Consider the following 21,475-nt stretch of genomic DNA (forward strand, 5'->3'; position numbering starts at 1 on the left):
CCGAGGAGCCCGCCGAGGCGGCGGCGCGCAATGCCCAGGACGCCGCGCCGACCACCTATACGGAATGGGGCGGCGGCGCATCGGGTGACGAAGACTACAATCTCGAAGCTTTTGTCGCGGCCGAGACAACATTGTCGGACCATCTCGCCGAGCAACTGTCCGTCGCTTTCACGGGTGCGGCGGAGCGCATGATCGGCCAGTACCTGATCGACCTCGTCGACGAGGCCGGCTATCTGCCGGCCGACCTCGGCCAGGCCGCCGAGCGTCTTGGCGCATCGCAAGCCGACGTCGAGGGCGTCCTTGCCGTGCTGCAAAAATTCGATCCGCCCGGCGTCTGCGCGCGCAATTTGAGCGAGTGCCTCGCGATCCAGCTCCGCGAGCTCGACCGCTACGATCCCGCGATGCAGGCCCTGGTCGAGCATCTCGATCTCCTCGCCAAGCGCGACATCGTGGCACTTCGAAAGCTCTGCGGTGTCGACGACGAGGACATCGCCGACATGATCGGCGAGATCCGCCGCCTCAATCCCAAGCCCGGCATGAAGTTCGGCTCGGCGCGTCTGCAGACCATGGTGCCGGACGTCTATGTCCGCCCGGGTCCGGACGGCGGATGGCATGTCGAGCTCAACAGCGACACCTTGCCGCGCGTGCTGGTCAACCAGACCTATTATTCCGAGCTGTCGAAGAAGATCGGCAAGGACGGCGACAAGTCCTACTTCACCGACGCGCTGCAGAACGCGACCTGGCTGGTGCGCGCGCTCGCACCATCCTGAAGGTCGCGACCGAGATCGTGCGCCAGCAGGACGGCTTCTTCACCCATGGCGTGGCGCATCTGCGGCCGCTCAATCTGAAGGCCGTGGCCGACGCCATCCAGATGCACGAATCCACGGTGTCGCGCGTCACCGCCAACAAATACATGGCGACCAATCGCGGCACGTTCGAATTGAAATATTTCTTCACGGCCTCGATCGCCTCGGCCGACGGCGGCGAGGCACATTCCGCGGAAGCCGTGCGTCACCACATCAAGCAGCTGATCGATTCGGAGGAGCCCGCGGCGATCCTGTCCGACGACACCATCGTGGAACGCTTGCGCGCCTCGGGCATTGATATTGCCCGCCGCACGGTCGCGAAGTACCGCGAAGCCATGCGCATTCCGTCCTCGGTGCAACGCCGCCGCGACAAGCAGAGCGCTCTTGGTAACGTCCTCTCCACCGCTTTGTCCGATCGTTCCCGCAACACCGAACCGGCCTGATTGCGCTGGCGCGAAATCGCGCTACTCTCCTCCATTCGCGACCGATCCAATCTTGGCAAGCAAACCAAGCGAGGCATCACATGACTCTTCGGATTTCGGGCAAGAGCGTCAGTGTCGGCGAGGCCCTGCGCGGCCGCGTGACCGACCGGACTGAAGAGGTCCTGCGCAAATATTTCGACGGTAATTATTCCGGCCACATCACGCTCAGCAAGGACGGCTTCGGCTTCCGCACCGACTGCGCGCTGCATCTGGATTCCGGCATCACGCTGGAAGCCGATTCGAACGCGCCGGACGCCTATGCCAGCGCCGACCAGGCTCTCGTGATGATCGAGAAGCGCCTCAAGCGCTACAAGAGCCGCCTCAAGGACCGGTCGGCCCGCAAGGCCCATGTCGCCTCCGCCGCGCTCGCCGCCCTGGACGCCACGGCTTACGTGCTGGAGGCGCCGGGTGAGGGCGAGGACGAGGAGGAGGTCACCGGCTACAGCCCCGTCATCATCGCCGAATCGACCACCTCCCTGAAGCCGCTGTCGGTCAGCGAGGCCGTCATGGAACTCGACCTCAGCGGGGCACCCTGCCTGGTATTCCAGCATGGCTCCAGCGGCCGGGTGAACATCATTTACCGCCGGGCTGATGGCAATGTCGGCTGGATCGATCCGCCTGGTGCGAAACCGGACGGCAAGGCGGGCGGTTAAGGCAGAAACCGGAGCCCCGTATGATCCCCAGGGCTTAACAATGACCGGGCAAAGCCGCACGCGGCAGTTGGCACCGGGATTGCGTTGGAGTAGAAGCGCCCCACATCAGGATCGGGGCTAAGTCCCCCTCCTGCTTCACCTTCTCGCGCCGGCCCGGCGTGGTTTCTCTCCAAGCCGGCCATTTCGGAACCTGACGGTCTAATTTCACCTCGGAAAGCTCCATGCCGATTACCGATCTGGTCGCGCCCGAGGCGATTCTCCCGGCATTGAAGGTCAACAGCAAGAAGCAGGCCTTGCAGGAGCTCGCGGCCAAGGCCGCCGAGCTGACCGGGCAGAACGAGCGTTCCGTGTTCGAAGTGCTGCTGCAGCGTGAGAAGCTCGGCACCACCGCGGTCGGCTATGGCGTTGCCATTCCGCACGGCAAGCTGCCCAAGCTGGAAAAGATCTTCGGCCTGTTCGCACGCCTCGATCGTCCGATCGATTTCGAGGCCATGGACGGCCAGCCCGTCGATCTGGTCTTCCTGCTGCTCGCCCCCGAAGGCGCCGGCGCCGATCATCTCAAGGCGCTCGCCCGCATCGCCCGCCTCCTGCGCGACCAGGACATCGCGAAAAAACTCCGCGCCTCGCGCGATGCCCATGCGATCTATTCCGTGCTGGCCCTGCCGCCGGCGACCGCGGCTTAACGCAGCCTTTCTTCTTGCCTGCCGGACCGGATCGATTTCGGTCGTTTGGCGTGCGCGGCGTTGGCCGTGTCGGGCCGACCCCGATCGATCTCCGGCAACCGCAGCCTGCAGACCATCGTGTTCCCAGCTAGAGCGTTTTCGAGCGAAATGGACACCGGTTCGCGTGAAGAAAACGCGTCAAAACAAGAATCTAGAGCTTCGGTTCTGATTCAATCAGAACCGAAAATGCTCCAGACGCTCCGAAATTCCTCCCGCTTGAGACGTACGGCACATTGGGTGTCGTCAAGGTCCGCTAAGAATCGCTTGAGGTCCTTGGACTGAGCGGACGTGATGCGGATCGGAATGGCGCCGTTGCGCATCGGTGCGGCGGCGGGACAGTGGCCCGGGGAGCCGGGCGTCGGCCGGCGGATGCTCGGCAGCCGGGGATCGTCCAGAAGCTCCGTGCCTCGCGCGACGCCCAGGCGATCCGTTCGGTGCTGCCGCCGGCGACGGGGGCGTGAGGCCAATCATCGATATCGTTGGGTCCGGACCGCGCGTTTGCCCGAAGCGACCTCCGAGGTCCGCTCGCGGTGCAAGTTCCGGGAGCGTCGACCGCGCGAAGGCGGCCGCGATGCGCGGTAAGGAAACATTGGCCGTGCTCCGGGAAGGGCAGCTCAGGGCCGGCCTGCACCCCGCCGACGATTCCGAGGCCTACGAAAGCGCGATCTGGAAAGCGCCAGTCGCCGGCGTGGAGAAGCTTGCCAGAACGGTGATCCGCAGCTCGATCACCGTCAACGTGGTCGCGTCGATGGGTGTCCTCAACCCCGCGCTGATTCCTGCAGAGTGGAGCTACGTGCAACAGGCCGTTGCGCTCCTGATGTGGCTCGTCCTGATCTACGCCAGCGCTTTCGTGCGTCCACGCATACGCGTGCAGCCCAATCCCGATCTCATCGCGCTGGTCGCCTTCTATGCCCTCGCCGCCATTTCCGTCCTGTGGACCGGCCTCGCCGCCGCGGCGATCATGAAAAGCGCGGCACTCGTGGTGACGACCTTCGGTGCGTACTGCCTCATCACGCGTGTCGACATCGACGAGATCGTCGGATCGACGGCATTGGGGTTCTTCATTCTGGTCGCCGCCTCGACCCTCTGTGCGGTCTTCGTGCCTGAGATCGGCGTCGATCAGAGCTGGATGCACAATGGCCAATGGCAGGGAATCTACGAATCGAAGCAGACGCTCGGCTTCATCAGCGCATATCTGATGTTCTTTGCCTGCTATCAGAAGATGGCGGGGCAGGGATGGATCGCATTCCTCACGACGTTTCTCCTGGCGTCGACATGCGTCGTCGCCTCGGAATCGCGTGGTGCCGGCGCTGTTGCCGTTGCCGCGTGTGGGTTGCTGGTGACTTCGATGTGGTCGATCCGCTGCATGAGAGCTTATGCGGTGCTGCCATTCATCATGAGCCTGCTGGCCGCCCTGCTGTTCCTGTACTTCTATGTGACGGGCTACGATTCCATTCATCTCGGTGAATCGACCATCGATTTGACGGAGCGGACCTTCATTTGGCAGTACGCCATCGGCCATTTCAACGATGCGCCCCTGCTGGGCTTTGGCATCAACGGATTCTGGACGCGCCCTTCGATTTACGACTATTTCAACCAGAACCATGGTTGGGTGCTCGACAATTACCATAGCGGTTACATCGCAGTGGCGATTGAAACGGGGTTCCTGGGATACGTGCTGTTCGTCGCAAGCGTCTATCTGTTCTCGGAAAAGGTCCTGTACTTGATCGCCACCCGGTCGATCGATCGTCGCCAGTGCGCCCTCATCATCGGATTTGTGGTCCTGAGCTTTCAATCGAATTTCACAGAGACGATGTTCCTGCGCTCGACGATGTTCACGTCGGTGCTTCTTGTCGCATTCTTCTTCGCAGTGTGCAGGCCGGTGCCGCAGCAAGGCCCGCAGCAATGATGGTGGAAACACGATGAAGGCCATCTGCGCCCGTTGGTCGGTGAGCTTGGGCTTCGCTCTGGCGATAGCCGCTCTCGCAATCTGCTCCCGGGCCGGCGCAGCCGGGCAGGGCACCGCGCGCGCGCCGGGAGAGTTGGGACGCGGCATCAACATTCTTGGCTACGACGGCATCTGGGAAGGAGGCCGGAACGCGCCATTTCGTCTGGACAACCTCACGGCCATCCGGAACGCCGGGTTCGCGCATGTCCGGATCAATTTCTTCGGTTTCAAGTTCATGGGGCCGGGGGATCGGCTGGATGAAGCGGTCTTGAAGCGGCTTGATGCCGTGATCGAGGAAGTGCTCGCCCGGAATCTCATCCCGGTTCTCGACGAGCACGACACGGACACTTGCCAGCGCGACGTGGCCGGATGCGCCGAAAAGTTGAAAGCGTTCTGGACCCAGATCGCCGGCCGCTATGCCGGAAGATATCCGACGCTTGTCTTCGAGGTCCTCAACGAGCCGGGTGGGCAGATGACGTCCACCAGCTGGAACACCCTGCTGAACGAGTGCCTCGGCATCATCCGCACCAGCAACCCCGGACGGACGGTCATTGCTGCCGTCCTCAACGTCGATGACATGCCGGTCGAGGAGCTGGCCCTGCCGTCAGGTGACAGAAACCTCATCGTCACGTTTCACTATTATGCGCCGATACGCTTCACCCATCAGGGTGCGCCGTGGTCGCCAATATTTTCGCGACTCGGACCGCTCGATTGGGGCACTCCGGAGGATGAACGGAAGGCACTTGCCGATTTCGAGAAGATTCGCGGCTGGTCCGAAAGGGAGAAGCGCCCGATCTATCTCGGCGAGTTCGGCGTGTACGAGCGTGCTCCGGCCGAAGCCCGGACGCGATATCTGTCGTTCGTGGCGCGAAATGCGGATCGGCTTGGCTGGGCATGGGCCTACTGGCAGTTCGACCATGATTTCGCTGCCTTCGATAGCGCGCGTCAAACCTGGAAGCCGGACATCATGCGGGCGTTGATGTCGCGTGCACGCTGATCGCTTCTGTCGGTCATCACGATCGGTGTGCCGCCGGTGGCGTAGAGCGCAAGCAGCGCGAGGCCGGGCGCGATTTCCGGCACCTCGGGGAGCAGGCCTCGCGCCGCTCGCTTGAACCCGAACCGCACCATCCGCGACCAACTTCGCGGTCGCACACCGATATCGTCCCGAGACGGCTACGGATTCAGCGCAGGATTCTGAGACATGATTTGCGCTTCGATCGGCCGGGTTTTCGGTCTGCTTTGCTCCGTCACCATTGCCGCCACGGCGTTGGCCCTCGCCGACGAGGCGGCCAACGACCGCGTCATCGCGGAGAAGACCGGGATCATCGCGGCCGATCCGGTCAACGCAGCCGCTTACGAGCTGCGCGGGGAAGCCTGGTACCTCAAGCGGGACTGGAATCGCGCCTTCGAGGATTGCGGCGCTGCGATCCGGATCGATCCGAATTTCGGACGGGCCTATCATTGCCGCGGCCGCGCCTATTCCGCCAAAGGGGACCGTGACCACGCGATGGCCGACTACAACGAGGCCATTCGTCTCGATCCGGGTTACGGAGCGTCCTATGCCTCGCGCGCCGAGGAATATTTCAACAGGCGTGATTACGATCTCGCGATCTCGGGCTTCACCGATGCGATCGAACGCAGCCCCAGGCAGGCTTACCGTGCGCTGGTCAAGCGAGGAGAGGTGTACGCCGCGAAGGGCGACACCGAGCGAGCCGTCGCCGACTACAGCGAGGCGATGCAGCGCAATCCAGCCGCAGCCTTGCCCTACGAGTTGCGGAGCACCATTCGTCTCGCCAAGGGTAACATTGATGCGGCTCTCGCTGACTGTGAGAGCGCCGTCCGTCTGGAGCCCGCAAATGCCGGCGGTCATTATTGCCGGGCCATGGTGTTCCTGAAGAAGGACGATGTCGAAAACACCATCCGGGAGCTGGATGACGTCACCAGGATCCTGCCATCCTTCGAGAGAGCCTATGTCATTCGCGCCGTGGCTCTGCACAGGAAGGGCGACGACAAACGCGCCCTTGCAGATTTAGACGAAGCACTTCGATTGCAGCCCGGGAATGTGGAGGCCTATCGCAATCGTGCGGGCGTATTCCGGGATATCGGACAGTACGATCGCGCACTCGCCGACTACAAGGAGGCGATCCGGCTCGATCCGAATAACCAGGTCACCCTGGCCAGTCGCGGCCTGCTCTACATGATGATGTCAGATCCAAAACAAGCGCGCGCCGATTTCAACAGCGTGCTCGCGCTGCCGCCGGCCGACAAATGGGCCGTGGACACCGCGCGCGAGGGACTGGGTTTGCTGAAATGATGAGAGTGGGGAGCATATCTTCGCGCTCGTGCCCCGGACGCAGCGCAGCGCTTCTTCAGCGGTGCGCTGCAGAGCCGGGGCCCATGTCTCCATAGCGCTCGTGTTGCCTCCTGGATCCCGGCTCTGCGCAGCAGCGTTGCACGCTGCAGCGCGTCCAGGACACGGGAGTTGCGTGTGCCGTAGCCTCACACTCCGTCATTGCGAGGAGCGCTTGTGACCAAGCAATCCAGAACCTTTCCACGGAGGGATTCTGGATTGCTTCCGACTTCGTCAAGGCTTCGGCGGACAAGTCACTGCGGCCGCAATGACGATGCAGCAGCGTCATCGCCAAAATTAAAACGGGCACGCCTTCACCTGAAGGCATGCCCGTCAAAACTCTCTTCGTGCGACGCGCGTGCGCTCAGTGCACGCTGACGGCTTGCAGCTCGTTGCTCCAGGCGTTGGCGATCGCGGCTTCGCGGCTGTCGGTCAGCATGATCGGCGTGCCGTCTGCGGCGTGGAGCGCGAAGAGCTTGAGGCCCGGCGCGATTTTCGGCGCTTCCGGAAACAGGCCCGGCACGTCTTCCGAGCGGATCTGCTTCACATAGGCGATATGGCCTTCGCCGAGGGTTGCCAGCGTCTCGGGCGAGACGGCCTTGGCTTCGTATTCGAACGCAACGTGACCTTCACTCATGGTCTCGACTCCTTTGGAACACTAAGCGGTCGAGTCCGCTACTCGTTCCATTATTCGTGCTCATTGATAGCGATTGTCTTAACGATCCTCTCCGGTTCAGGCCGGGCCAGGTCGATCGACAACAACCCGTTCTTCAGATCCGCACCCAGCACCAGCATCCCCTCCGCCAGCACGAAGGTGCGCTGGAAGTGGCGCGCGGCGATGCCGCGATGGATGTATTGCCGGGTCTTGTCGTCCTGCTGACGCCCGCGGATCACGAGCTGGTTTTCCTCAATGGTTACATCGAGTTGGTCGCGGGTGAATCCGGCGACCGCCAGCGTGATGCGTAACCGCTCGGGCTGGCCGTCCGCGCCGCCACACCTCTCGATATTGTAGGGAGGGTAGCCGTCGGCGCCTTTGACGACGCGATCGAGCACACGCTCAATCTCGTCGAAGCCCAGAAGGAACGGACTGGATAACGTGGGAACACGAGACATAGTTTACAAAGTCCTCGCAGAAGCGACTTTGGTGTGTCGGGGCCCGCAAGTGGCACCCCTTGATCAGCAATATGGGCACGTTCCCGTGTTGGTTCAAGGACGTAGCGGGGGGAGCTGTGGATGGGGAGCGCCGGCCGCGCCGGTCCGTTCTTGCCATCGCTGAGGTGTCAGCCATGTCTCCGAACGCTTGGCAGAGATTTCCTTCAGGCTGAGTCGACCAGCGCAGGAGCGACGATTTTCCGTCGCCAATTTCCTCAACGAAAACAATGCCCCTTCTACTGTGCATGGGGTTGTTTTCGCAATTTTGGTTTGGGAGGCTTCGGAAGCCCTCAGGCCTCTAACCGCTTCCGGCCGTCACCGCTGAACAGATGCAGCTTCTGGCGAACAGCCGCGACCCGGATTTTCGCGCCGATGGCGGGCGCCTCGGTGCCGGGAATGCGGACGATGATCTCGCCGGGCGGCAGTTCGCCGGGTGTGGCGGCGACACGTTGCTCTTCCTGCTCGCGCGAGCCGTAGACGAAGGTTTCGGCGCCGACGCGCTCGATGGCTTCCACGGTGAGCGGCAAGGCGACGCCGCCGTCGGGCGTCCGGTCGGTGATGACGAAATCTTCCGGGCGGATGCCGAGGATGCCGGCGTCGGCCGCCGCGCTGCCGGCGAGCTGCGAGCGGATCTCCTCGGGCCGCGTCGACATCAGATTCATCGGCGGCGCGCCGATGAAGGAGGCGACGAAGGTGGTCGCCGGCTTCTCGTAGATCGCCAGGGGATTGCCGATCTGCTCGACCTGGCCGCCGTTCATCACGACCAGGATGTCGGCAAGCGTCATGGCTTCGAGCTGGTCGTGGGTGACGTAGATCGACGTGGTGTTGAGCCGGCGCTGCAATTTGCGGATCTCGACCCGCATCGCGATGCGGAGTTTGGCGTCGAGGTTCGACAGTGGCTCGTCGAACAGGAACACCTTCGGCTGGCGCACGATGGCGCGGCCCATGGCGACGCGCTGACGCTGGCCGCCGGAGAGCTGGCGCGGCTTGCGCTCCAGCATCGACGACAGCTCGAGCACGCGTGCGGCTTCCTCGACGCGGGTCTTGATCTCGGCCTCGGCCATGCCGCGGTTGCGCAGGCCGTAGGCCATGTTGTTGTAGACGCTCATATGCGGATAGAGCGCGTAGTTCTGGAACACCATCGCGATGTCGCGATCGGCGGGCTCGATCTGGTTGACGATGCGGCCGCCGATGTCGATCTCGCCGCCGGTGACGGTCTCGAGGCCCGCAACCATGCGCAGCAGTGTGGACTTGCCGCAGCCGGAGGGGCCGACCAGCACGCAAAACTGTCCGTCGCCGACATCGACGTCGACGCCCTTGATGGCCTCGAAGCCGCCGGGATAGGTCTTGCGGACGTTGCGCAGGGTGACGTTAGCCATGAAAACTCGCTTCTTACTTTTCCGTCTCGACCAGACCGCGCACGAACAATTTCTGCATCACGACGACGACGAAGACCGGCGGCAGCATCGCAAGCACGGCGGTCGCCATCACGATCGGCCATTCGGTCAGCGCGTCGGTGGTGGTGATCATCTTGCGGATGCCGACCTGGATGGTCTGCATGTCGTCGCGGGTGGTGATGAGCAATGGCCAGAGATACTGGTTCCAGCCGAGGATGAACAGGATCACGAACAGCGCCGCCATGTTGGTGCGCGACAGCGGCAGCAGCGTATCCCAGAAGAAGCGCAAAGGACCTGCGCCGTCGATGCGCGAGGCCTCCAGCAGCTCGTCCGGCACGGTCATGAAGAATTGCCGGAACAGCAGCGTCGCGGTGGCCGAGGCGATCAGCGGCAGCGCGAGGCCCGCGTAGCTGTCGAGCATGTGCAGATCGGCGACGATCTTGTAGGTCGGATAGATGCGGACCTCGACCGGCAGCATCAAGGTGATGAAGATGATCCAGAAGATCGGCATCCGCAGCGGAAAGCGGAAATACACGATCGCATAGGCCGAGATGATCGAGATCGCGATCTTGCCGACCGCGATCAAGAGCGCCATCACCAGCGAGTTCAGCATCATGTTGCCGACCGGCTCGCGGGTCGAGCCGCTCGTGCCGACGAAGATGGTCTGGTAGTAGGTCTCGAAGAAATGACCGCCGGGCAGTAGCGACATCTGCCCGTTCGCGATCAGCGCGTTGTCCTGGGTCGAGGCGACGATCGCGATGTAGACGGGAAACGCGACGATCGCGATTCCGATCCAGAGAATGAAATGGGCGACGTAGCGCCGAATGCCCTCGTCCTCGACCATCAGTAGGTCACCTTGCGTTCGACGAAGCGGAACTGGATTCCCGTGAGCACGATCACCATGATCATCAGGATCACCGATTGCGCCGCGGAGCTGCCGAGATTGCCGCCGAGCAGGCCGTCGGAATAGACCTTGTAGACCAGCGTCTCCGTCGACTTGCCGGGACCGCCGCGGGTCATGGTGTCGATGATGCCGAAGGTGTCGAAGAAGGCGTACACGATGTTGACGACCAGCAGGAAGAAGATGGTCGGCGAGAGCAGCGGGAAGGTCACGGTCCAGAACCGGCGCATCGGACGCGCGCCGTCGATCGCGGCGGCCTCGAGCACGCTCTTCGGGATGGCTTGCAGGCCCGCGAGGAAGAACAGGAAATTGTAGGATATCTGCTTCCAGGCGGCGGCGAGGATGATCAGGCTGGCGGCCTGGTCGCCGTCGAGCAGCGGATTCCAGTCGATCCCGGCAGCGCGCAAATAGCGCGAGATCACACCGAGCGAGGGATGCAGCATGAAGATCCAGAGCACGCCGACGACCGGCGGCGCGACTGCATAGGGCCAGATCAGAAGCGTGCGATAGAGCGTCGATCCGCGCAGCGGCTTGTCCGCCATGACGGCGAGCAGCAGCGCGACGGACAGCGACGAGACCGCGATGGCGAACGAGAAGAAGAAGGTCCGCAGGATCGATTCGAAATAGGCGGGATCCCTGAACAGCTCGATGTAATTGTCGAACCAGACGAAGCTCGTCGACAGACCGAAGGCGTCCTGGAGCAGGAAGGACTGGATCACCGCCTGCAGGGCGGGCCAGTAGAAGAAAATCAGGACGATCGCGAGCTGCGGCGCAACCAGCGCGTAAGGCAATAGCTTCGATTGGAAAATGGCTTGCTTTTGCATGATGGACGGCACCGGCAGGCCGCGTGGCCTGCCGGCGCCTTCGCCTTATTTTACGGCGGTCTTTTCGAACTGGCGCAGCATGGTGTTGCCGCGCTCGACGGCGGCATCCAGCGCCTGCTTGGCGGTCTTCTTGCCGGCCAGCGCCTGCTCGATCTCCTCCGACCAGACGTCACGCAGCTGAACCATGTTGCCAAGGCGCAGGCCGCGCGAATTCTCGGTCGGCTCCTTGTTGGTCAGCTCGAGCAGCGGGGTCTCGAGATAGGGCTGATCCTTGTAGAAGCCCTCGGCCTTGGCCTTCTCGTACGCCGCCTTGGTGATCGGCAGGTAGCCCGAGGCCTTGTGGATGTAGACCTGGCGATCGGTGTCCGAGAGGAAGCTCAGGAACTTGGCGACGCCCTTGTAGTCGTCGGCCGGCTTGCCGCCCATCACCCAGAGCGAGGCGCCGCCGATGATCGAGTTCTGCGGCGCGCCCTTGACGTCCGGATAATACGGCATCGGCACGGCGGTGAAGTTGAACTTGGCCTGCGCCTTGACGTTGCCGAAGAACGCCGAGGAGGTCAGGTAGAGCGGGCATTCACCCGAGGTGAAGCGGCCTTCGCCGGTGTTGGTACGGCCGGCATAGTCGTAGGTCTTGTCCTTCTGCAGCTCGACCAGCTTCTCGAGATGCTTGACCTGCAGCGGGCCGTTGAATTCGAGCACGGTGTCGAAGCCGTCGAGGCCGTTGGCCTTGGTCGAGAGCGGCACGTTGTGCCAGGCCGAGAGCTGCTCGAGATTGACCCAGGTCACCCACGAGTTGGAGAAGCCGCAGGTCGCATGGCCGTTGTCATGGAGCTTCTTGGCCGCGGCGAAAACGTCGGGCCAGGTCTTGGGGATCTCGACATTCGCCTTCTTGAGCTCGTCGAGGTTGACCCACATGACGGTCGACGACGAGTTGAACGGGAACGACAGCATCTCGCCCTTCGAGGTCGAGTAATAGCCGGTGATCGCGGGCAGATAGGCTTTCGGATCGAACTTCTCGCCGGTCTCGGCCATCAGCTTGTAGACAGGCTTCACGGCGCCGGTCGCGGCCATCATGGTCGCGGTGCCGACTTCGAACACCTGCATGATGTGCGGGGCGTTGCCGGCGCGGAACGCCGCGATGCCCGCGTTCATCGTGTCGGCGTAGTTGCCCTTGTAGGTGGGGATCACCTTGTAGTCGCTCTGCGCTGCGTTGAAGTCGTTGGCGAGCTTGACGATGACGTCGTTGTTGGCGCCGGTCATCGCGTGCCACCACTGGATTTCCGTCGCGGCCAGCGCCGGCGCTGCGCCGAGACCAAACGTGAGTGCCACAGCAGCAGCCGTGCCAAAATGTCGAAGAGCCATCAAGAAAACCTCCCTTGCCCGTCACTAAAGAAGCGCTTGCGCTAGCAGCGCCATATGACGTTCACATGACTGTGTAAGCGGGAGAAACGAAAGCAGCAAGCGCTGCCAAATGGGAAGTCGTCAAATAGGCGAAGACGAAGCGGGCAGCCTGCCCCGTTCGCGGTGCACTATCGTGCCCGCGCCGCAGTGCGGCATTATGCTTGGATAAGCGACGTTCGGGCCACAGGCTCGAAACCCTCTCCCGCTTGCTTGCGGGAGAGGGAGCACACCTACCCCTGGCGCTCGATTCTCTTCTTGCCTCAGCGCTTGCGCTCGGGGCCGCAGACCGTGCCCTTTTCGACCATCGCGTCGATCTCGGCCTTGGAGTAGCCGAACTCGCCCAGCACTTCCGCCGAGTGCTGGCTGAATTTCGGCGGCAGCCGGCGCAGGCTCGGCTTGCTGCGGTCGAGCCGGATCGGTGACGCCACGCCCTTGTACCAGTCCTTCTCGATAATATCGCCGCGCGCGATCGTGTGCGGGTTCGTCAACGCCTGGTCGATCTTCTGCACGGGCCCTGCGGGCAGGCCCGCGGCCAGCAGGCGATTGCACAGCGGCTCGGCCTCGTGCTGGCTGAACACCGCGGCGAGCTCGGCGCGCAGCGCCTCGCGGTTGGCGATGCGGTCCTTGTTGCGGGCAAAGCGCGGGTCGGTGCCGAGCTCGGGCTTGCCGATCTCCTTGGCGAGCTTGCGGAAGGTGCCGTCATTGCCGACGCCGATGAAGATGTTGTCGGTCTTGGTCGGGAAGATCGCATAAGGCACGAGATTGGGATGCTCGTTGCCGGTGAGCGAGGGCGGCTTGCCATGCATGAAGTAGTTCGCGGTGTGCGGATGCATGATGGCAAGGCCGGTCTCGTACAGCGTCGTCTCCAGGAACTGGCCCTTGCCGGAACGCTGCCGCTCCGACAGCGCCATCAGGATGCCGATCGCCGCATAGAGGCCGGTGCCGATGTCGACCAGCGGCACGCCGATCCGCATCGGCCCGCTCTCCGGCGAGCCGGTCGCCGCGATCATGCCGGTCATGGCCTGGATGATGGCGTCATAGCCGGGATTGCCGCCGCGCGGGCCGTCGGCGCCGAAGCCGCAGATCCGGCAATGCACGAGACGCGGGAATTTCTGGCTGAGCACATCGTTGCCGATGCCCCATTTCTCCAGCGTGCCCGGCTTGAAGTTCTCGATCAGGACGTCGGCCGTTTCCAGCATCTTGAGCAGCACGATGCGCCCGCCCTCGGAGGCGAGGTCGAGGCCGATCGATCGCTTGTTGCGGTTGATGCCGATGAAATAGGCCGCGTCCTCCTCGTGGAAGGGAGGGCCCCAGTCGCGCACCTCGTCACCGGCAGGCGGCTCGACCTTGATCACGTCGGCGCCGTGGTCGGCGAGGATCTGGGTGCAGTAGGGACCGCCGAGCACGCGCGTGAGATCGATGACGCGCAATCCGCTCATGGCACCCAAAACAGCTTCAGAACCCGCGGCTTCAGAACTCATGCCTTCGCTTCCCCTGTGTCGACATTTCGTCACAGGCCTAGCGAGGTTTGTTTGCGCCAGCAATGGTCTGCCGCGTAGGGCCGCATGCGCCGCCGCCGCGCAATCCCGCGATGTGGGAAATCAACGGAAGCGGCCGGCCCGAGGGGGATCCCGGGCCAGCCAATCCGCCGTTCCGATCAGACGACCGTCAGGCGAACGTCGACATTGCCGCGCGTGGCGTTGGAGTAGGGGCACACCTGGTGCGCCTTGGCGACCAGCGCTTCGGCCTCAGCGCGGGCGAGGCCCGGCAGCGAGACCGCGAGGTCGATATCGAGGCCGAAGCCGCCTTCGGAGCGCGGGCCGATGCCGACGGTCGAGGTGACGGAGGCGTCCGCGGGAACCTTGGGGCCGCCCTGCGAGGCCACGAACTTCATCGCGCCGATGAAGCAGGCGGCATAGCCGGCCGCAAACAGCTGCTCGGGATTGTTGCCGGCGCCGCCACCGCCGCCGAGCTCCTTCGGCGTGGTGAGCTTGACGTCGAGCGCGCCGTCGAGGGTTGCAGCATGGCCGTCGCGGCCGCCGGTGGCCTTGGCGCTGGTCTTGTAGAGGACGTTCACGGACATTGTCGTCTCCCTTGGGTTTCGATGGGGTGCGATCCATATCGCAAACAATTAGATTGTGCGCAATTGAAATTCCGCGGTCTCACATTTAATTGTTCGCAATTGAATGTGCCGGCGCGCGGCGCCAGAATGAGACAGGTCCTTTAGAGATTCCCCATGCCTCGAAAATCATCGGCAGCGGACGCGCCGCTGCGGCTCGACAACCAGATCTGCTTCGCGGTCTATTCGGCCGCGCATGCCTTCAACCGCGTCTACAAGCCGCTTCTGGACCGGCTCGGCCTGACCTATCCGCAATATCTGGTGATGCTGGTGCTGTGGGAACGCGACGACGTTCCGGTCAAGGACATCGGCGAGCGGCTGTTCCTGGATTCGGGCACGCTGACGCCGCTGCTCAAGCGGCTGGAGGCGGCCCATCTCGTCAAGCGCACACGTTCCAGCGAGGACGAGCGCCAGGTGCTGATCGCGCTGACGGCGCAGGGCCATGCCCTGAAGGAAAAGGCTCGCGCCGTGCCGCAATCGATTCTGGCGGCGTCGGACTGCTCGGTGTCGGAGCTGGTCGCGATCAAGGACGAGATCGTCGCGCTGAGGGACCGGCTGAATGCGGTGATCGGGGAGTAGGCTAGCACAGCCGCTTTTTCGAGAAGGCCCGGCCCGAGTGTGACTTCAGATATGTCTCGAACGCCAGGGCCTTCAGCTTGTCGGGGAGGGCGCAGTACCAGAGCAACTTCCACCGTTTGAATTTGGCGGTGTGAGCAGATTTGCCGGCATTGTGCTCAGGGAGCCGTCGCGTCGGATCTTCCGTCGCGCCGATGTATTCCTCATCGGGGAATTCGACACTTTGGATGATGTAGACGTACCACATTGACGGCAATCGCCTGGGTCGTCGTTAGGTGGGGATCTCACCAGTCCGTCTTTGCCCTCCGGGCTACGCCGGACACCACGCTTCGCCCTTCCGGCTCCGTCGTGGCTGCGCCACGCGTAGCCCGAAGGGCGAAGCGTGGTGGAGCCAGGCGGGATCGAACCGCCGACCTCTTGCATGCCATGCAAGCGCTCTCCCAGCTGAGCTATGGCCCCTTAGTCCTTAACCGGCGTGAACCTGGTTGATCACCCCGGACCGGCGAGCCTTCCGACTCGCGCGGTGCACCCTTTTTCACAGATCTGGGCTGATCTCAAGTCTCTTCATCACCTCCGACATCACCAATGATGTCGGTCACGTCCTCATCGCCCTCTTCCTCGTCGGCAATGAAGGTCGAATCATCGTCATCGTCGTCGTCGAGGGTCTCATCGACCTCGATATCGTCCTCGGACTCGGGCACGACGGCCTTGACCTTGCCGGTGTTCTCCTCGGCATCGGCCTCCTCAAGGGAGACCAACTCTTCGGCCTCTGCCGGCTCCGGCGTGGCATCCGCCGTCGCCGCGTGCCGGGCTTCGGCGCCGCGGGGCACGCGGGCTGGCGCCACGGGCGCGATCGGCACGACTTCGCCGGTATAGGGCGAGATCACCGGATTCTTGTTGAGGTCGTAGAACTTCTTGCCCGTGGTCGGGCAAATACGTTTGGTTCCGAGTTCTGACTTGGCCACGGCAGGAATCCTGGGAATGTCTGAAAAGCGGTGCTTCACTTGGCTAGTTGGCGGCCCGCTGTCAATAGCGCATTACGGGAGAACGACATGCCCGTGACGGGGCCCGGACCATGTGGTACCTGCCCCCCAGCCCCTCGCGGGTGAATCCAAGGACACAATCGTGACCCATTCCGACCAAACCAGGCCGCTCCGGTCGCGTGCCAGCGGTCCCCTGACCGGGAAAGTACGGGTCCCCGGGGACAAGTCGATCTCCCACCGTGCCCTGATCCTGGGCGCGCTCGCGGTCGGTGAAACCAGGATTTCGGGGCTCCTTGAGGGCGAAGACGTCCTCAATACGGCCAAATCCATGCAGGCCTTGGGCGCCAGGGTCGAGCGCACCGGCGATTTCGCCTGGAAGGTCAATGGCGTGGGTGTCGCCGGCTTCGCCCCACCCAAGGCGCCGCTCGATTTCGGCAACTCCGGCACCGGCTGCCGGCTGGTGATGGGTGCCGTCGCCGGCTGCCCGATCTCGGCGGTTTTCGACGGTGACGCCTCGCTTCGCAGCCGTCCCATGCGCCGGATCCTCGATCCGCTGGAAAAGATGGGCGCGAAGGTCATTTCAGGTGGCGAGGGCGGCCGTCTGCCCCTGACCCTCCAGGGCGCGCGCGATCCACTGCCGATCGTCTACACGACCCCGGTTGCCTCGGCCCAGATCAAGTCGGCAGTGCTGCTGGCGGGCCTCGCCGCCCCCGGCACCACGACTGTGATCGAGACCGAAGCCAGCCGCGACCACACCGAGCTGATGCTGAAACATTTTGGTGCCGACATCTCCTCCGCGCGGGAAGGCACGCATGGCCGCCGTATCACGCTCAAAGGCCAGCCCGAGCTGCACGGCGCCACCGTGGTGGTGCCGGCCGACCCCTCCTCGGCGGCCTTCCCGGTGGTCGCAGCGCTGATCGTCGAGGGCTCGGATGTCGTCCTGTCCGACGTCATGACCAATCCGCTGCGCACCGGCCTGTTCACCACCCTGCGCGAAATGGGCGCCTCGATCGAGGAGAGCGAGGCGCGCGGCGACGCCGGCGAACCGATGGCGCGCTTGCGCGTGCGCGCCTCGAAATTGCGCGGGGTCGAGGTGCCGCCGGAGCGTGCGCCCTCGATGATCGACGAATATCTGGTGCTGGCAGTGGCGGCGTCCTTCGCCGAGGGCACCACCATCATGCGCGGCCTGCACGAGCTGCGCGTCAAGGAATCCGACCGCCTGGAGGCCACCGCCGCCATGCTGCGCGTCAACGGCGTGAAGGTCGAGGTCTCCGGCGACGACCTGATCGTCGAGGGCCGCGGTCACGTTCCCGGCGGCGGCACCGTCGCCACCCACATGGACCATCGCATCGCGATGTCCGCGCTGGTGATGGGCTGCGCCTCCGACCAGCCGGTGAGCGTCGACGACACCGCCTTCATCGCCACCAGTTTCCCGGATTTCATTCCGATGATGCGTTCGCTAGGGGCCGAGTTTTCATGAGGCCGCGGCCATGAGCGAAGCCTTCGACCGCGAGGCCTTGCTGGACGCTTTCGATTCGATCGGCCGCGCTGCGGCCGACGCCGGAACCAAGCTTCAGATCGCGGTCTATGGCGGCTCCGCCCTCATGCTTGCCAGTAATTTCCGCTTTGCGACGGAAGATGTCGACGTCTCGAAGCTCGAGCATCCGCTGCCGGATTGGCTGAAGCGGATAACAGCCGAAATTGCCGCGCGGAATGGATGGGACGCCGACTGGTTCAACGATCAGGTCGTATTTCATCTCAGCCCGCTGGCCGATCGCGCCGCCGATCACCTCGAATTCGGTACTTTCCCGCGTGATGGCACGTCACCGGGGCTTGAGGTTTCCGTGCCCTCGGCTGCATATCTTCTGGCATTGAAATTGAAGGCTTTCCGGATCACGGATCCCGTTCGCGGAGAGACGGAGCGGCTGGACATTCTGAACTTGATGAAAGTCGTCGGAATCTCGACTGTTGAGGAAGCCATCGCTTTGCTAGGCCGATATTTTCCGGTGAGTGCGGCGTCCTCGGAGAAGCAACGCTTCTTGTTGAAGAACATGGATCTCGGGGGAGGAGCGGATGCGCCCAAATACCCTCGCTGAAGCCGTCGACCGCATTCGCGCCGGCGCGCCGCAGGACGCGACCTTGGCTGAATTCATAGATAGATTCGATCTGGCCGCGACGAGCGTTGCCCAATACGAGACGATCGAGGAGGAGCCGGCGCTGACGCAGAACGAACGGCTCGACGCTCTTGTCGGTGCCATCGCCGAATACCTGGCAAAACAACGTCGTCTTGGCCGGGTGCCGGCCTGGGTCTGCGATCCGGCCCGACGGCTCGCCGAGCCATGGTTCACCGCGTCGTCTCCGTCCGACGCAATGCGCGAATACCTTACTTTTGCGAGCCCTGCGGAGTTCGCGTCGCGCAATATTTTTACCGAAGAGCGGCCATTGCGACGTGCGCGCGGGCCGCAGACAGCCAAGGTTTGAGTGACATGATCATCGCCATCGACGGGCCCGCGGCCTCGGGCAAGGGGACGCTCGGCAAGCGTCTCGCGCACCATTACGGCTATCGTCATCTCGATACCGGTGTGATTTACCGCGCGGTGGCTTATGCCCTGATGCAGTCCGGTCACGATCTCCGGGACGAGGAAGCGGCAGTGCAGGCCGCCCTGGAGCTGGATCCGGAAAAGTTCGGTAATCCCGCTCTGAAGACCCAGTTGGCCGGCGAGGGCGCCTCGATCGTTTCCGCGATCCCTCGGGTTCGCGAAGTCCTGCTCAATTTCCAACGGCAGTTCGCCGCCGATCCCCCCGGGGCGGTGCTGGACGGCCGGGACATTGGAACCGTGATCTGCCCGCATGCCGACGTGAAGATCTTCGTCGTCGCCGATCCAAGAGTCCGGGCGCGCCGCCGGACCATGGAGGCCAAGGCGAGGGGTGAGGAGGCGGACGAGGCGGCCGTGCTCGCCGACATCATCCAGCGCGACGAACGTGACAAAAACCGGCCGATTGCCCCCTTGAAACCCGCCCCGGATGCTTACTTGCTAGATAACTCCCAACTGGATATAGAAGGCGGCGTCCGGGCCGCCATCGACATTATCGAGGCCGTCCGAGCGGGCCGTCCGCGGGGTTAAGCCGTAGACGTCATTGGAGGAAGCGCCCGCTCCCGCTCTTTGAGGTCGATACGTCAGGTCCCCGTTTCGGGACCGGCGCGATCCAGGCTCCGGACATAAAGATTTCCACGTATCGAACGTGCGGGCCCAGCCGGCCCGCTTCCGCTGCTCCGGTCTTTCGACCGGGGCAACGAGCGGTCGCTCGAAGGTTTTGTGGACCTTCCGACACTGCACGGCCGATACGCCCAAAACCCCAACGGCCGGCAAGACATCCGCAACTGGAGAACAAATGGCTTCGACTTCTGCTGATACCTATAGCCCGTCGCGCGACGATTTCGCCGCGATGCTCGACGAGTCCTTCGCAGGCGGCAACCTGCAGGAAAGCTCCGTCGTCAAGGGCAAGGTGGTTGCAATTGAAAAGGACATGGCCGTCATCGACGTCGGCCTGAAGACCGAGGGCCGCGTCGCCCTGCGAGAATTTTCCGGCCCCGGCCGTGACAGTGAACTGAAAGTCGGCGACGAGGTTGAAGTGTTCCTCGATCGCATCGAGAACGCCCTCGGCGAAGCCGTGCTGTCGCGCGACAAGGCGCGCCGCGAAGAGAGCTGGGGCAAGCTCGAGAAGGCCTTCCAGAACAACGAGAAGGTCAACGGCGTCATCTTCAACCAGGTCAAGGGCGGCTTCACCGTCGACCTCGACGGTGCCGTGGCCTTCCTGCCTCGCTCGCAGGTCGACATCCGTCCGATCCGCGACGTTGCGCCGCTGATGAACAACTCGCAGCCGTTCCAGATCCTCAAGATGGACCGCCGCCGCGGCAACATCGTGGTGTCGCGCCGCACGGTTCTCGAAGAGACCCGCGCCGAGCAGCGCCAGGAGCTGGTGCAGAACCTCGAAGAGGGTCAGGTCATCGACGGCGTGGTCAAGAACATCACCGATTACGGTGCGTTCGTCGACCTCGGCGGCATCGACGGTCTGCTGCACGTCACCGACATCGCGTGGCGCCGCGTCAACCACCCGACCGAGGTGCTCTCGATCGGCCAGACCGTGAAGGTCAAGATCATCAAGATCAACCACGAGACGCACCGCATCTCGCTGGGCATGAAGCAGCTGCTGGACGATCCGTGGCAGGGCATCGAAGCCAAGTACCCGCTGGGTGCCCGCTTCACCGGCCGCGTCACCAACATCACCGACTACGGTGCGTTCGTCGAGCTCGAGCCGGGCATCGAAGGCCTGATCCACGTCTCCGAGATGTCGTGGACCAAGAAGAACATGCACCCCGGCAAGATCGTTTCGACCTCGCAGGAAGTCGACGTGCAGGTGCTGGAAGTCGATTCCGTCAAGCGCCGCATCTCGCTCGGCCTCAAGCAGACCATGCGCAACCCCTGGGAGGTCTTCGTCGAGGGGCACCCGACCGGTTCGGTGGTCGAGGGCGAAGTCAAGAACAAGACCGAGTTCGGTCTGTTCCTGGGCCTCGAGGGCGACGTCGACGGCATGGTCCATCTGTCCGACCTCGACTGGAAGCTTCCGGGCGAGCAGGTGATCGACAACTACAAGAAGGGCGACATGGTGAAGGCCGTGGTGCTCGATGTGGACGTCGAGAAGGAGCGCATCTCGCTCGGCATCAAGCAGCTCGAAGGCGACCCCTTCGCCGAGCCGGGCGATGTCAAGAAGGGCGCGGTCGTGACCTGCGAAGTGCTCGAAGTGAAGGAGAGCGGTATCGAGGTGAAGATCACCGGTACCGACTTCTCGACCTTCATCAAGCGCTCCGAGCTCGCCCGTGACCGCAACGACCAGCGCGCCGAGCGCTTCGCCGTCGGCGAGAAGGTCGATGCCCGCGTGATCCAGTTCGACAAGAAGGCCCGCAAGGTCCAGGTGTCGATCAAGGCGCTCGAAGTCGCCGAAGAAAAGGAAGCCATCGCGCAGTACGGCTCCTCCGATTCGGGTGCGACCCTCGGCGACATCCTGGGCACCGCGCTCAAGAACCGCGACAGCAAGTAAGCGAAAGCATTTCGCTGACATCGAAGCCCCGGCGCGAGCCGGGGCTTTTTTGTGTGTGCCG

22 protein-coding genes, 1 tRNA gene and 1 pseudogene are annotated in these 21,475 nt (G+C 63.4%); 12 read left to right on the forward strand and 12 right to left on the reverse strand.

Features of this window, described 5'->3' with window-relative positions:
* From rpoN to UNPF46_RS00030, 5 genes and pseudogenes are all read left to right on the forward strand, one after another.
* Positions 1-1,249: pseudogene (gene rpoN, locus UNPF46_RS00005) on the forward strand (RNA polymerase factor sigma-54); the annotation flags it as partial.
* An 80-nt stretch (positions 1,250-1,329) separates the two neighbouring features.
* Complete coding sequence (hpf, locus tag UNPF46_RS00010; protein WP_097663318.1) at positions 1,330-1,941, forward strand: ribosome hibernation-promoting factor, HPF/YfiA family; 612 nt, start codon at positions 1,330-1,332, stop codon at positions 1,939-1,941.
* A gap of 221 nt (positions 1,942-2,162) precedes the next feature.
* Positions 2,163-2,624 (forward strand): PTS IIA-like nitrogen regulatory protein PtsN, encoded by a 462-nt coding sequence (gene ptsN, locus UNPF46_RS00015; protein ID WP_100177808.1) that lies wholly within the window; start codon positions 2,163-2,165, stop codon positions 2,622-2,624.
* Positions 2,625-3,234: 610 nt separating this feature from the next.
* Positions 3,235-4,572, forward strand: coding sequence for an O-antigen ligase family protein (locus UNPF46_RS00025; RefSeq protein WP_245448406.1), 1,338 nt, complete (start codon positions 3,235-3,237; stop codon positions 4,570-4,572).
* A 13-nt stretch (positions 4,573-4,585) separates the two neighbouring features.
* Positions 4,586-5,608, forward strand: coding sequence for a glycoside hydrolase family 5 protein (locus UNPF46_RS00030; RefSeq protein ID WP_142248629.1), 1,023 nt, complete (start codon positions 4,586-4,588; stop codon positions 5,606-5,608).
* Here the strand turns inward: UNPF46_RS00030 and UNPF46_RS00035 are convergent.
* The gene (locus UNPF46_RS00035) at positions 5,557-5,739 is read right to left on the reverse strand and encodes a hypothetical protein (protein WP_142248630.1); all 183 of its coding nucleotides are present in this window, start codon (positions 5,737-5,739) and stop codon (positions 5,557-5,559) included. The genes UNPF46_RS00030 and UNPF46_RS00035 overlap by 52 nt on opposite strands.
* Before the next feature lie 73 nt (positions 5,740-5,812).
* Here UNPF46_RS00035 and UNPF46_RS00040 point away from each other — a divergent pair, with 73 nt between their 5' ends.
* Positions 5,813-6,925 (forward strand): tetratricopeptide repeat protein, encoded by a 1,113-nt coding sequence (locus tag UNPF46_RS00040; protein ID WP_142248631.1) that lies wholly within the window; start codon positions 5,813-5,815, stop codon positions 6,923-6,925.
* 400 nt (positions 6,926-7,325) lie between these two features.
* Here UNPF46_RS00040 and UNPF46_RS00045 read toward each other — a convergent pair whose 3' ends face one another.
* From UNPF46_RS00045 to UNPF46_RS00080, 8 genes are all read right to left on the reverse strand, one after another.
* The gene (locus tag UNPF46_RS00045; RefSeq protein WP_100178644.1) at positions 7,326-7,598 is read right to left on the reverse strand and encodes a BQ00720 family protein; all 273 of its coding nucleotides are present in this window, start codon (positions 7,596-7,598) and stop codon (positions 7,326-7,328) included.
* A 50-nt stretch (positions 7,599-7,648) separates the two neighbouring features.
* Positions 7,649-8,074 carry an Hsp20 family protein gene (locus tag UNPF46_RS00050; RefSeq protein WP_028139463.1) on the reverse strand — a complete coding sequence of 142 codons (426 nt, stop codon included), beginning with the start codon at positions 8,072-8,074 and terminating at the stop codon, positions 7,649-7,651.
* A gap of 329 nt (positions 8,075-8,403) precedes the next feature.
* The gene (locus tag UNPF46_RS00055; protein WP_142248632.1) at positions 8,404-9,492 is read right to left on the reverse strand and encodes a sn-glycerol-3-phosphate import ATP-binding protein UgpC; all 1,089 of its coding nucleotides are present in this window, start codon (positions 9,490-9,492) and stop codon (positions 8,404-8,406) included.
* Positions 9,493-9,505: 13 nt separating this feature from the next.
* Complete coding sequence (ugpE, locus tag UNPF46_RS00060; protein WP_100178642.1) at positions 9,506-10,354, reverse strand: sn-glycerol-3-phosphate ABC transporter permease UgpE; 849 nt, start codon at positions 10,352-10,354, stop codon at positions 9,506-9,508.
* On the reverse strand, positions 10,354-11,235 hold the full coding sequence (gene ugpA, locus UNPF46_RS00065) for a sn-glycerol-3-phosphate ABC transporter permease UgpA (RefSeq protein WP_100178641.1): 882 nt from the start codon (positions 11,233-11,235) through the stop codon (positions 10,354-10,356). Before ugpA ends, ugpE begins: the two co-directional genes overlap by 1 nt.
* A gap of 45 nt (positions 11,236-11,280) precedes the next feature.
* On the reverse strand, positions 11,281-12,597 hold the full coding sequence (gene ugpB, locus UNPF46_RS00070) for a sn-glycerol-3-phosphate ABC transporter substrate-binding protein UgpB (RefSeq protein WP_100178640.1): 1,317 nt from the start codon (positions 12,595-12,597) through the stop codon (positions 11,281-11,283).
* Positions 12,598-12,896: 299 nt separating this feature from the next.
* Positions 12,897-14,117, reverse strand: a complete 1,221-nt coding sequence (locus tag UNPF46_RS00075; RefSeq protein ID WP_142248633.1) for a CaiB/BaiF CoA transferase family protein — start codon at positions 14,115-14,117, stop codon at positions 12,897-12,899.
* 176 nt (positions 14,118-14,293) lie between these two features.
* Positions 14,294-14,719 (reverse strand): organic hydroperoxide resistance protein, encoded by a 426-nt coding sequence (locus tag UNPF46_RS00080; protein WP_018645071.1) that lies wholly within the window; start codon positions 14,717-14,719, stop codon positions 14,294-14,296.
* A 153-nt stretch (positions 14,720-14,872) separates the two neighbouring features.
* Between UNPF46_RS00080 and UNPF46_RS00085 the strand changes: the two genes are divergently transcribed.
* On the forward strand, positions 14,873-15,334 hold the full coding sequence (locus UNPF46_RS00085; RefSeq protein WP_100178638.1) for a MarR family winged helix-turn-helix transcriptional regulator: 462 nt from the start codon (positions 14,873-14,875) through the stop codon (positions 15,332-15,334).
* Position 15,335: 1 nt separating this feature from the next.
* On the opposite strand, the gene UNPF46_RS00090 is transcribed toward UNPF46_RS00085, so the two are convergent.
* The 3 genes from UNPF46_RS00090 to UNPF46_RS00100 all read right to left on the reverse strand — a co-directional run bounded on the left by UNPF46_RS00090 (position 15,336) and on the right by UNPF46_RS00100 (position 16,296).
* Positions 15,336-15,578, reverse strand: a complete 243-nt coding sequence (locus UNPF46_RS00090; RefSeq protein ID WP_142248634.1) for a GIY-YIG nuclease family protein — start codon at positions 15,576-15,578, stop codon at positions 15,336-15,338.
* A gap of 136 nt (positions 15,579-15,714) precedes the next feature.
* Positions 15,715-15,790: transfer RNA gene (locus UNPF46_RS00095), tRNA-Ala, on the reverse strand.
* 95 nt (positions 15,791-15,885) lie between these two features.
* Entirely contained in the window at positions 15,886-16,296 is a 411-nt protein-coding gene (locus UNPF46_RS00100) for a TIGR02300 family protein (RefSeq protein ID WP_097663330.1), read from the reverse strand.
* A 160-nt stretch (positions 16,297-16,456) separates the two neighbouring features.
* Between UNPF46_RS00100 and aroA the strand changes: the two genes are divergently transcribed.
* The 5 genes from aroA to rpsA all read left to right on the forward strand — a co-directional run bounded on the left by aroA (position 16,457) and on the right by rpsA (position 21,414).
* On the forward strand, positions 16,457-17,794 hold the full coding sequence (gene aroA / locus UNPF46_RS00105; RefSeq protein ID WP_142248635.1) for a 3-phosphoshikimate 1-carboxyvinyltransferase: 1,338 nt from the start codon (positions 16,457-16,459) through the stop codon (positions 17,792-17,794).
* Between the two features lie 10 nt (positions 17,795-17,804).
* The gene (locus UNPF46_RS00110; RefSeq protein WP_142248636.1) at positions 17,805-18,410 is read left to right on the forward strand and encodes a hypothetical protein; all 606 of its coding nucleotides are present in this window, start codon (positions 17,805-17,807) and stop codon (positions 18,408-18,410) included.
* Positions 18,388-18,795: a hypothetical protein gene (locus tag UNPF46_RS00115; protein ID WP_100178634.1), complete on the forward strand. Its 408-nt coding sequence runs from the start codon at positions 18,388-18,390 to the stop codon at positions 18,793-18,795. Before UNPF46_RS00110 ends, UNPF46_RS00115 begins: the two co-directional genes overlap by 23 nt.
* Before the next feature lie 5 nt (positions 18,796-18,800).
* On the forward strand, positions 18,801-19,439 hold the full coding sequence (gene cmk / locus UNPF46_RS00120; protein WP_100181317.1) for a (d)CMP kinase: 639 nt from the start codon (positions 18,801-18,803) through the stop codon (positions 19,437-19,439).
* A gap of 268 nt (positions 19,440-19,707) precedes the next feature.
* Entirely contained in the window at positions 19,708-21,414 is a 1,707-nt protein-coding gene (gene rpsA / locus UNPF46_RS00125; RefSeq protein WP_100178633.1) for a 30S ribosomal protein S1, read from the forward strand.
* The last annotated feature ends 61 nt before the right edge of the window (positions 21,415-21,475 follow it).

This window comes from Bradyrhizobium sp. UNPF46, from assembly GCF_006658625.1.
GTDB classification, from domain to species: domain Bacteria; phylum Pseudomonadota; class Alphaproteobacteria; order Rhizobiales; family Xanthobacteraceae; genus Bradyrhizobium; species Bradyrhizobium nitroreducens.

Coding starts and splice junctions, on each gene's coding strand:
- UNPF46_RS00035 (WP_142248630.1), bottom strand. CDS start 5,739: ATGGTGCGGTTCGGGTTCAAGCGAGCGGCGCGAGGCCTGCTCCCCGAG.
- UNPF46_RS00040 (WP_142248631.1), top strand. CDS start 5,813: ATGATTTGCGCTTCGATCGGCCGGGTTTTCGGTCTGCTTTGCTCCGTC.
- ugpE (WP_100178642.1), bottom strand. CDS start 10,354: ATGGTCGAGGACGAGGGCATTCGGCGCTACGTCGCCCATTTCATTCTC.
- UNPF46_RS00075 (WP_142248633.1), bottom strand. CDS start 14,117: ATGAGTTCTGAAGCCGCGGGTTCTGAAGCTGTTTTGGGTGCCATGAGC.
- UNPF46_RS00090 (WP_142248634.1), bottom strand. CDS start 15,578: ATGTGGTACGTCTACATCATCCAAAGTGTCGAATTCCCCGATGAGGAA.
- rpsA (WP_100178633.1), top strand. CDS start 19,708: ATGGCTTCGACTTCTGCTGATACCTATAGCCCGTCGCGCGACGATTTC.
- UNPF46_RS00030 (WP_142248629.1), top strand. CDS start 4,586: ATGAAGGCCATCTGCGCCCGTTGGTCGGTGAGCTTGGGCTTCGCTCTG.
- ugpB (WP_100178640.1), bottom strand. CDS start 12,597: ATGGCTCTTCGACATTTTGGCACGGCTGCTGCTGTGGCACTCACGTTT.
- UNPF46_RS00085 (WP_100178638.1), top strand. CDS start 14,873: ATGCCTCGAAAATCATCGGCAGCGGACGCGCCGCTGCGGCTCGACAAC.
- UNPF46_RS00080 (WP_018645071.1), bottom strand. CDS start 14,719: ATGTCCGTGAACGTCCTCTACAAGACCAGCGCCAAGGCCACCGGCGGC.
- UNPF46_RS00045 (WP_100178644.1), bottom strand. CDS start 7,598: ATGAGTGAAGGTCACGTTGCGTTCGAATACGAAGCCAAGGCCGTCTCG.
- UNPF46_RS00050 (WP_028139463.1), bottom strand. CDS start 8,074: ATGTCTCGTGTTCCCACGTTATCCAGTCCGTTCCTTCTGGGCTTCGAC.
- ugpA (WP_100178641.1), bottom strand. CDS start 11,235: ATGCAAAAGCAAGCCATTTTCCAATCGAAGCTATTGCCTTACGCGCTG.
- UNPF46_RS00110 (WP_142248636.1), top strand. CDS start 17,805: ATGAGCGAAGCCTTCGACCGCGAGGCCTTGCTGGACGCTTTCGATTCG.
- UNPF46_RS00115 (WP_100178634.1), top strand. CDS start 18,388: ATGCGCCCAAATACCCTCGCTGAAGCCGTCGACCGCATTCGCGCCGGC.
- ptsN (WP_100177808.1), top strand. CDS start 2,163: ATGCCGATTACCGATCTGGTCGCGCCCGAGGCGATTCTCCCGGCATTG.
- UNPF46_RS00055 (WP_142248632.1), bottom strand. CDS start 9,492: ATGGCTAACGTCACCCTGCGCAACGTCCGCAAGACCTATCCCGGCGGC.
- UNPF46_RS00025 (WP_245448406.1), top strand. CDS start 3,235: ATGCGCGGTAAGGAAACATTGGCCGTGCTCCGGGAAGGGCAGCTCAGG.
- cmk (WP_100181317.1), top strand. CDS start 18,801: ATGATCATCGCCATCGACGGGCCCGCGGCCTCGGGCAAGGGGACGCTC.
- hpf (WP_097663318.1), top strand. CDS start 1,330: ATGACTCTTCGGATTTCGGGCAAGAGCGTCAGTGTCGGCGAGGCCCTG.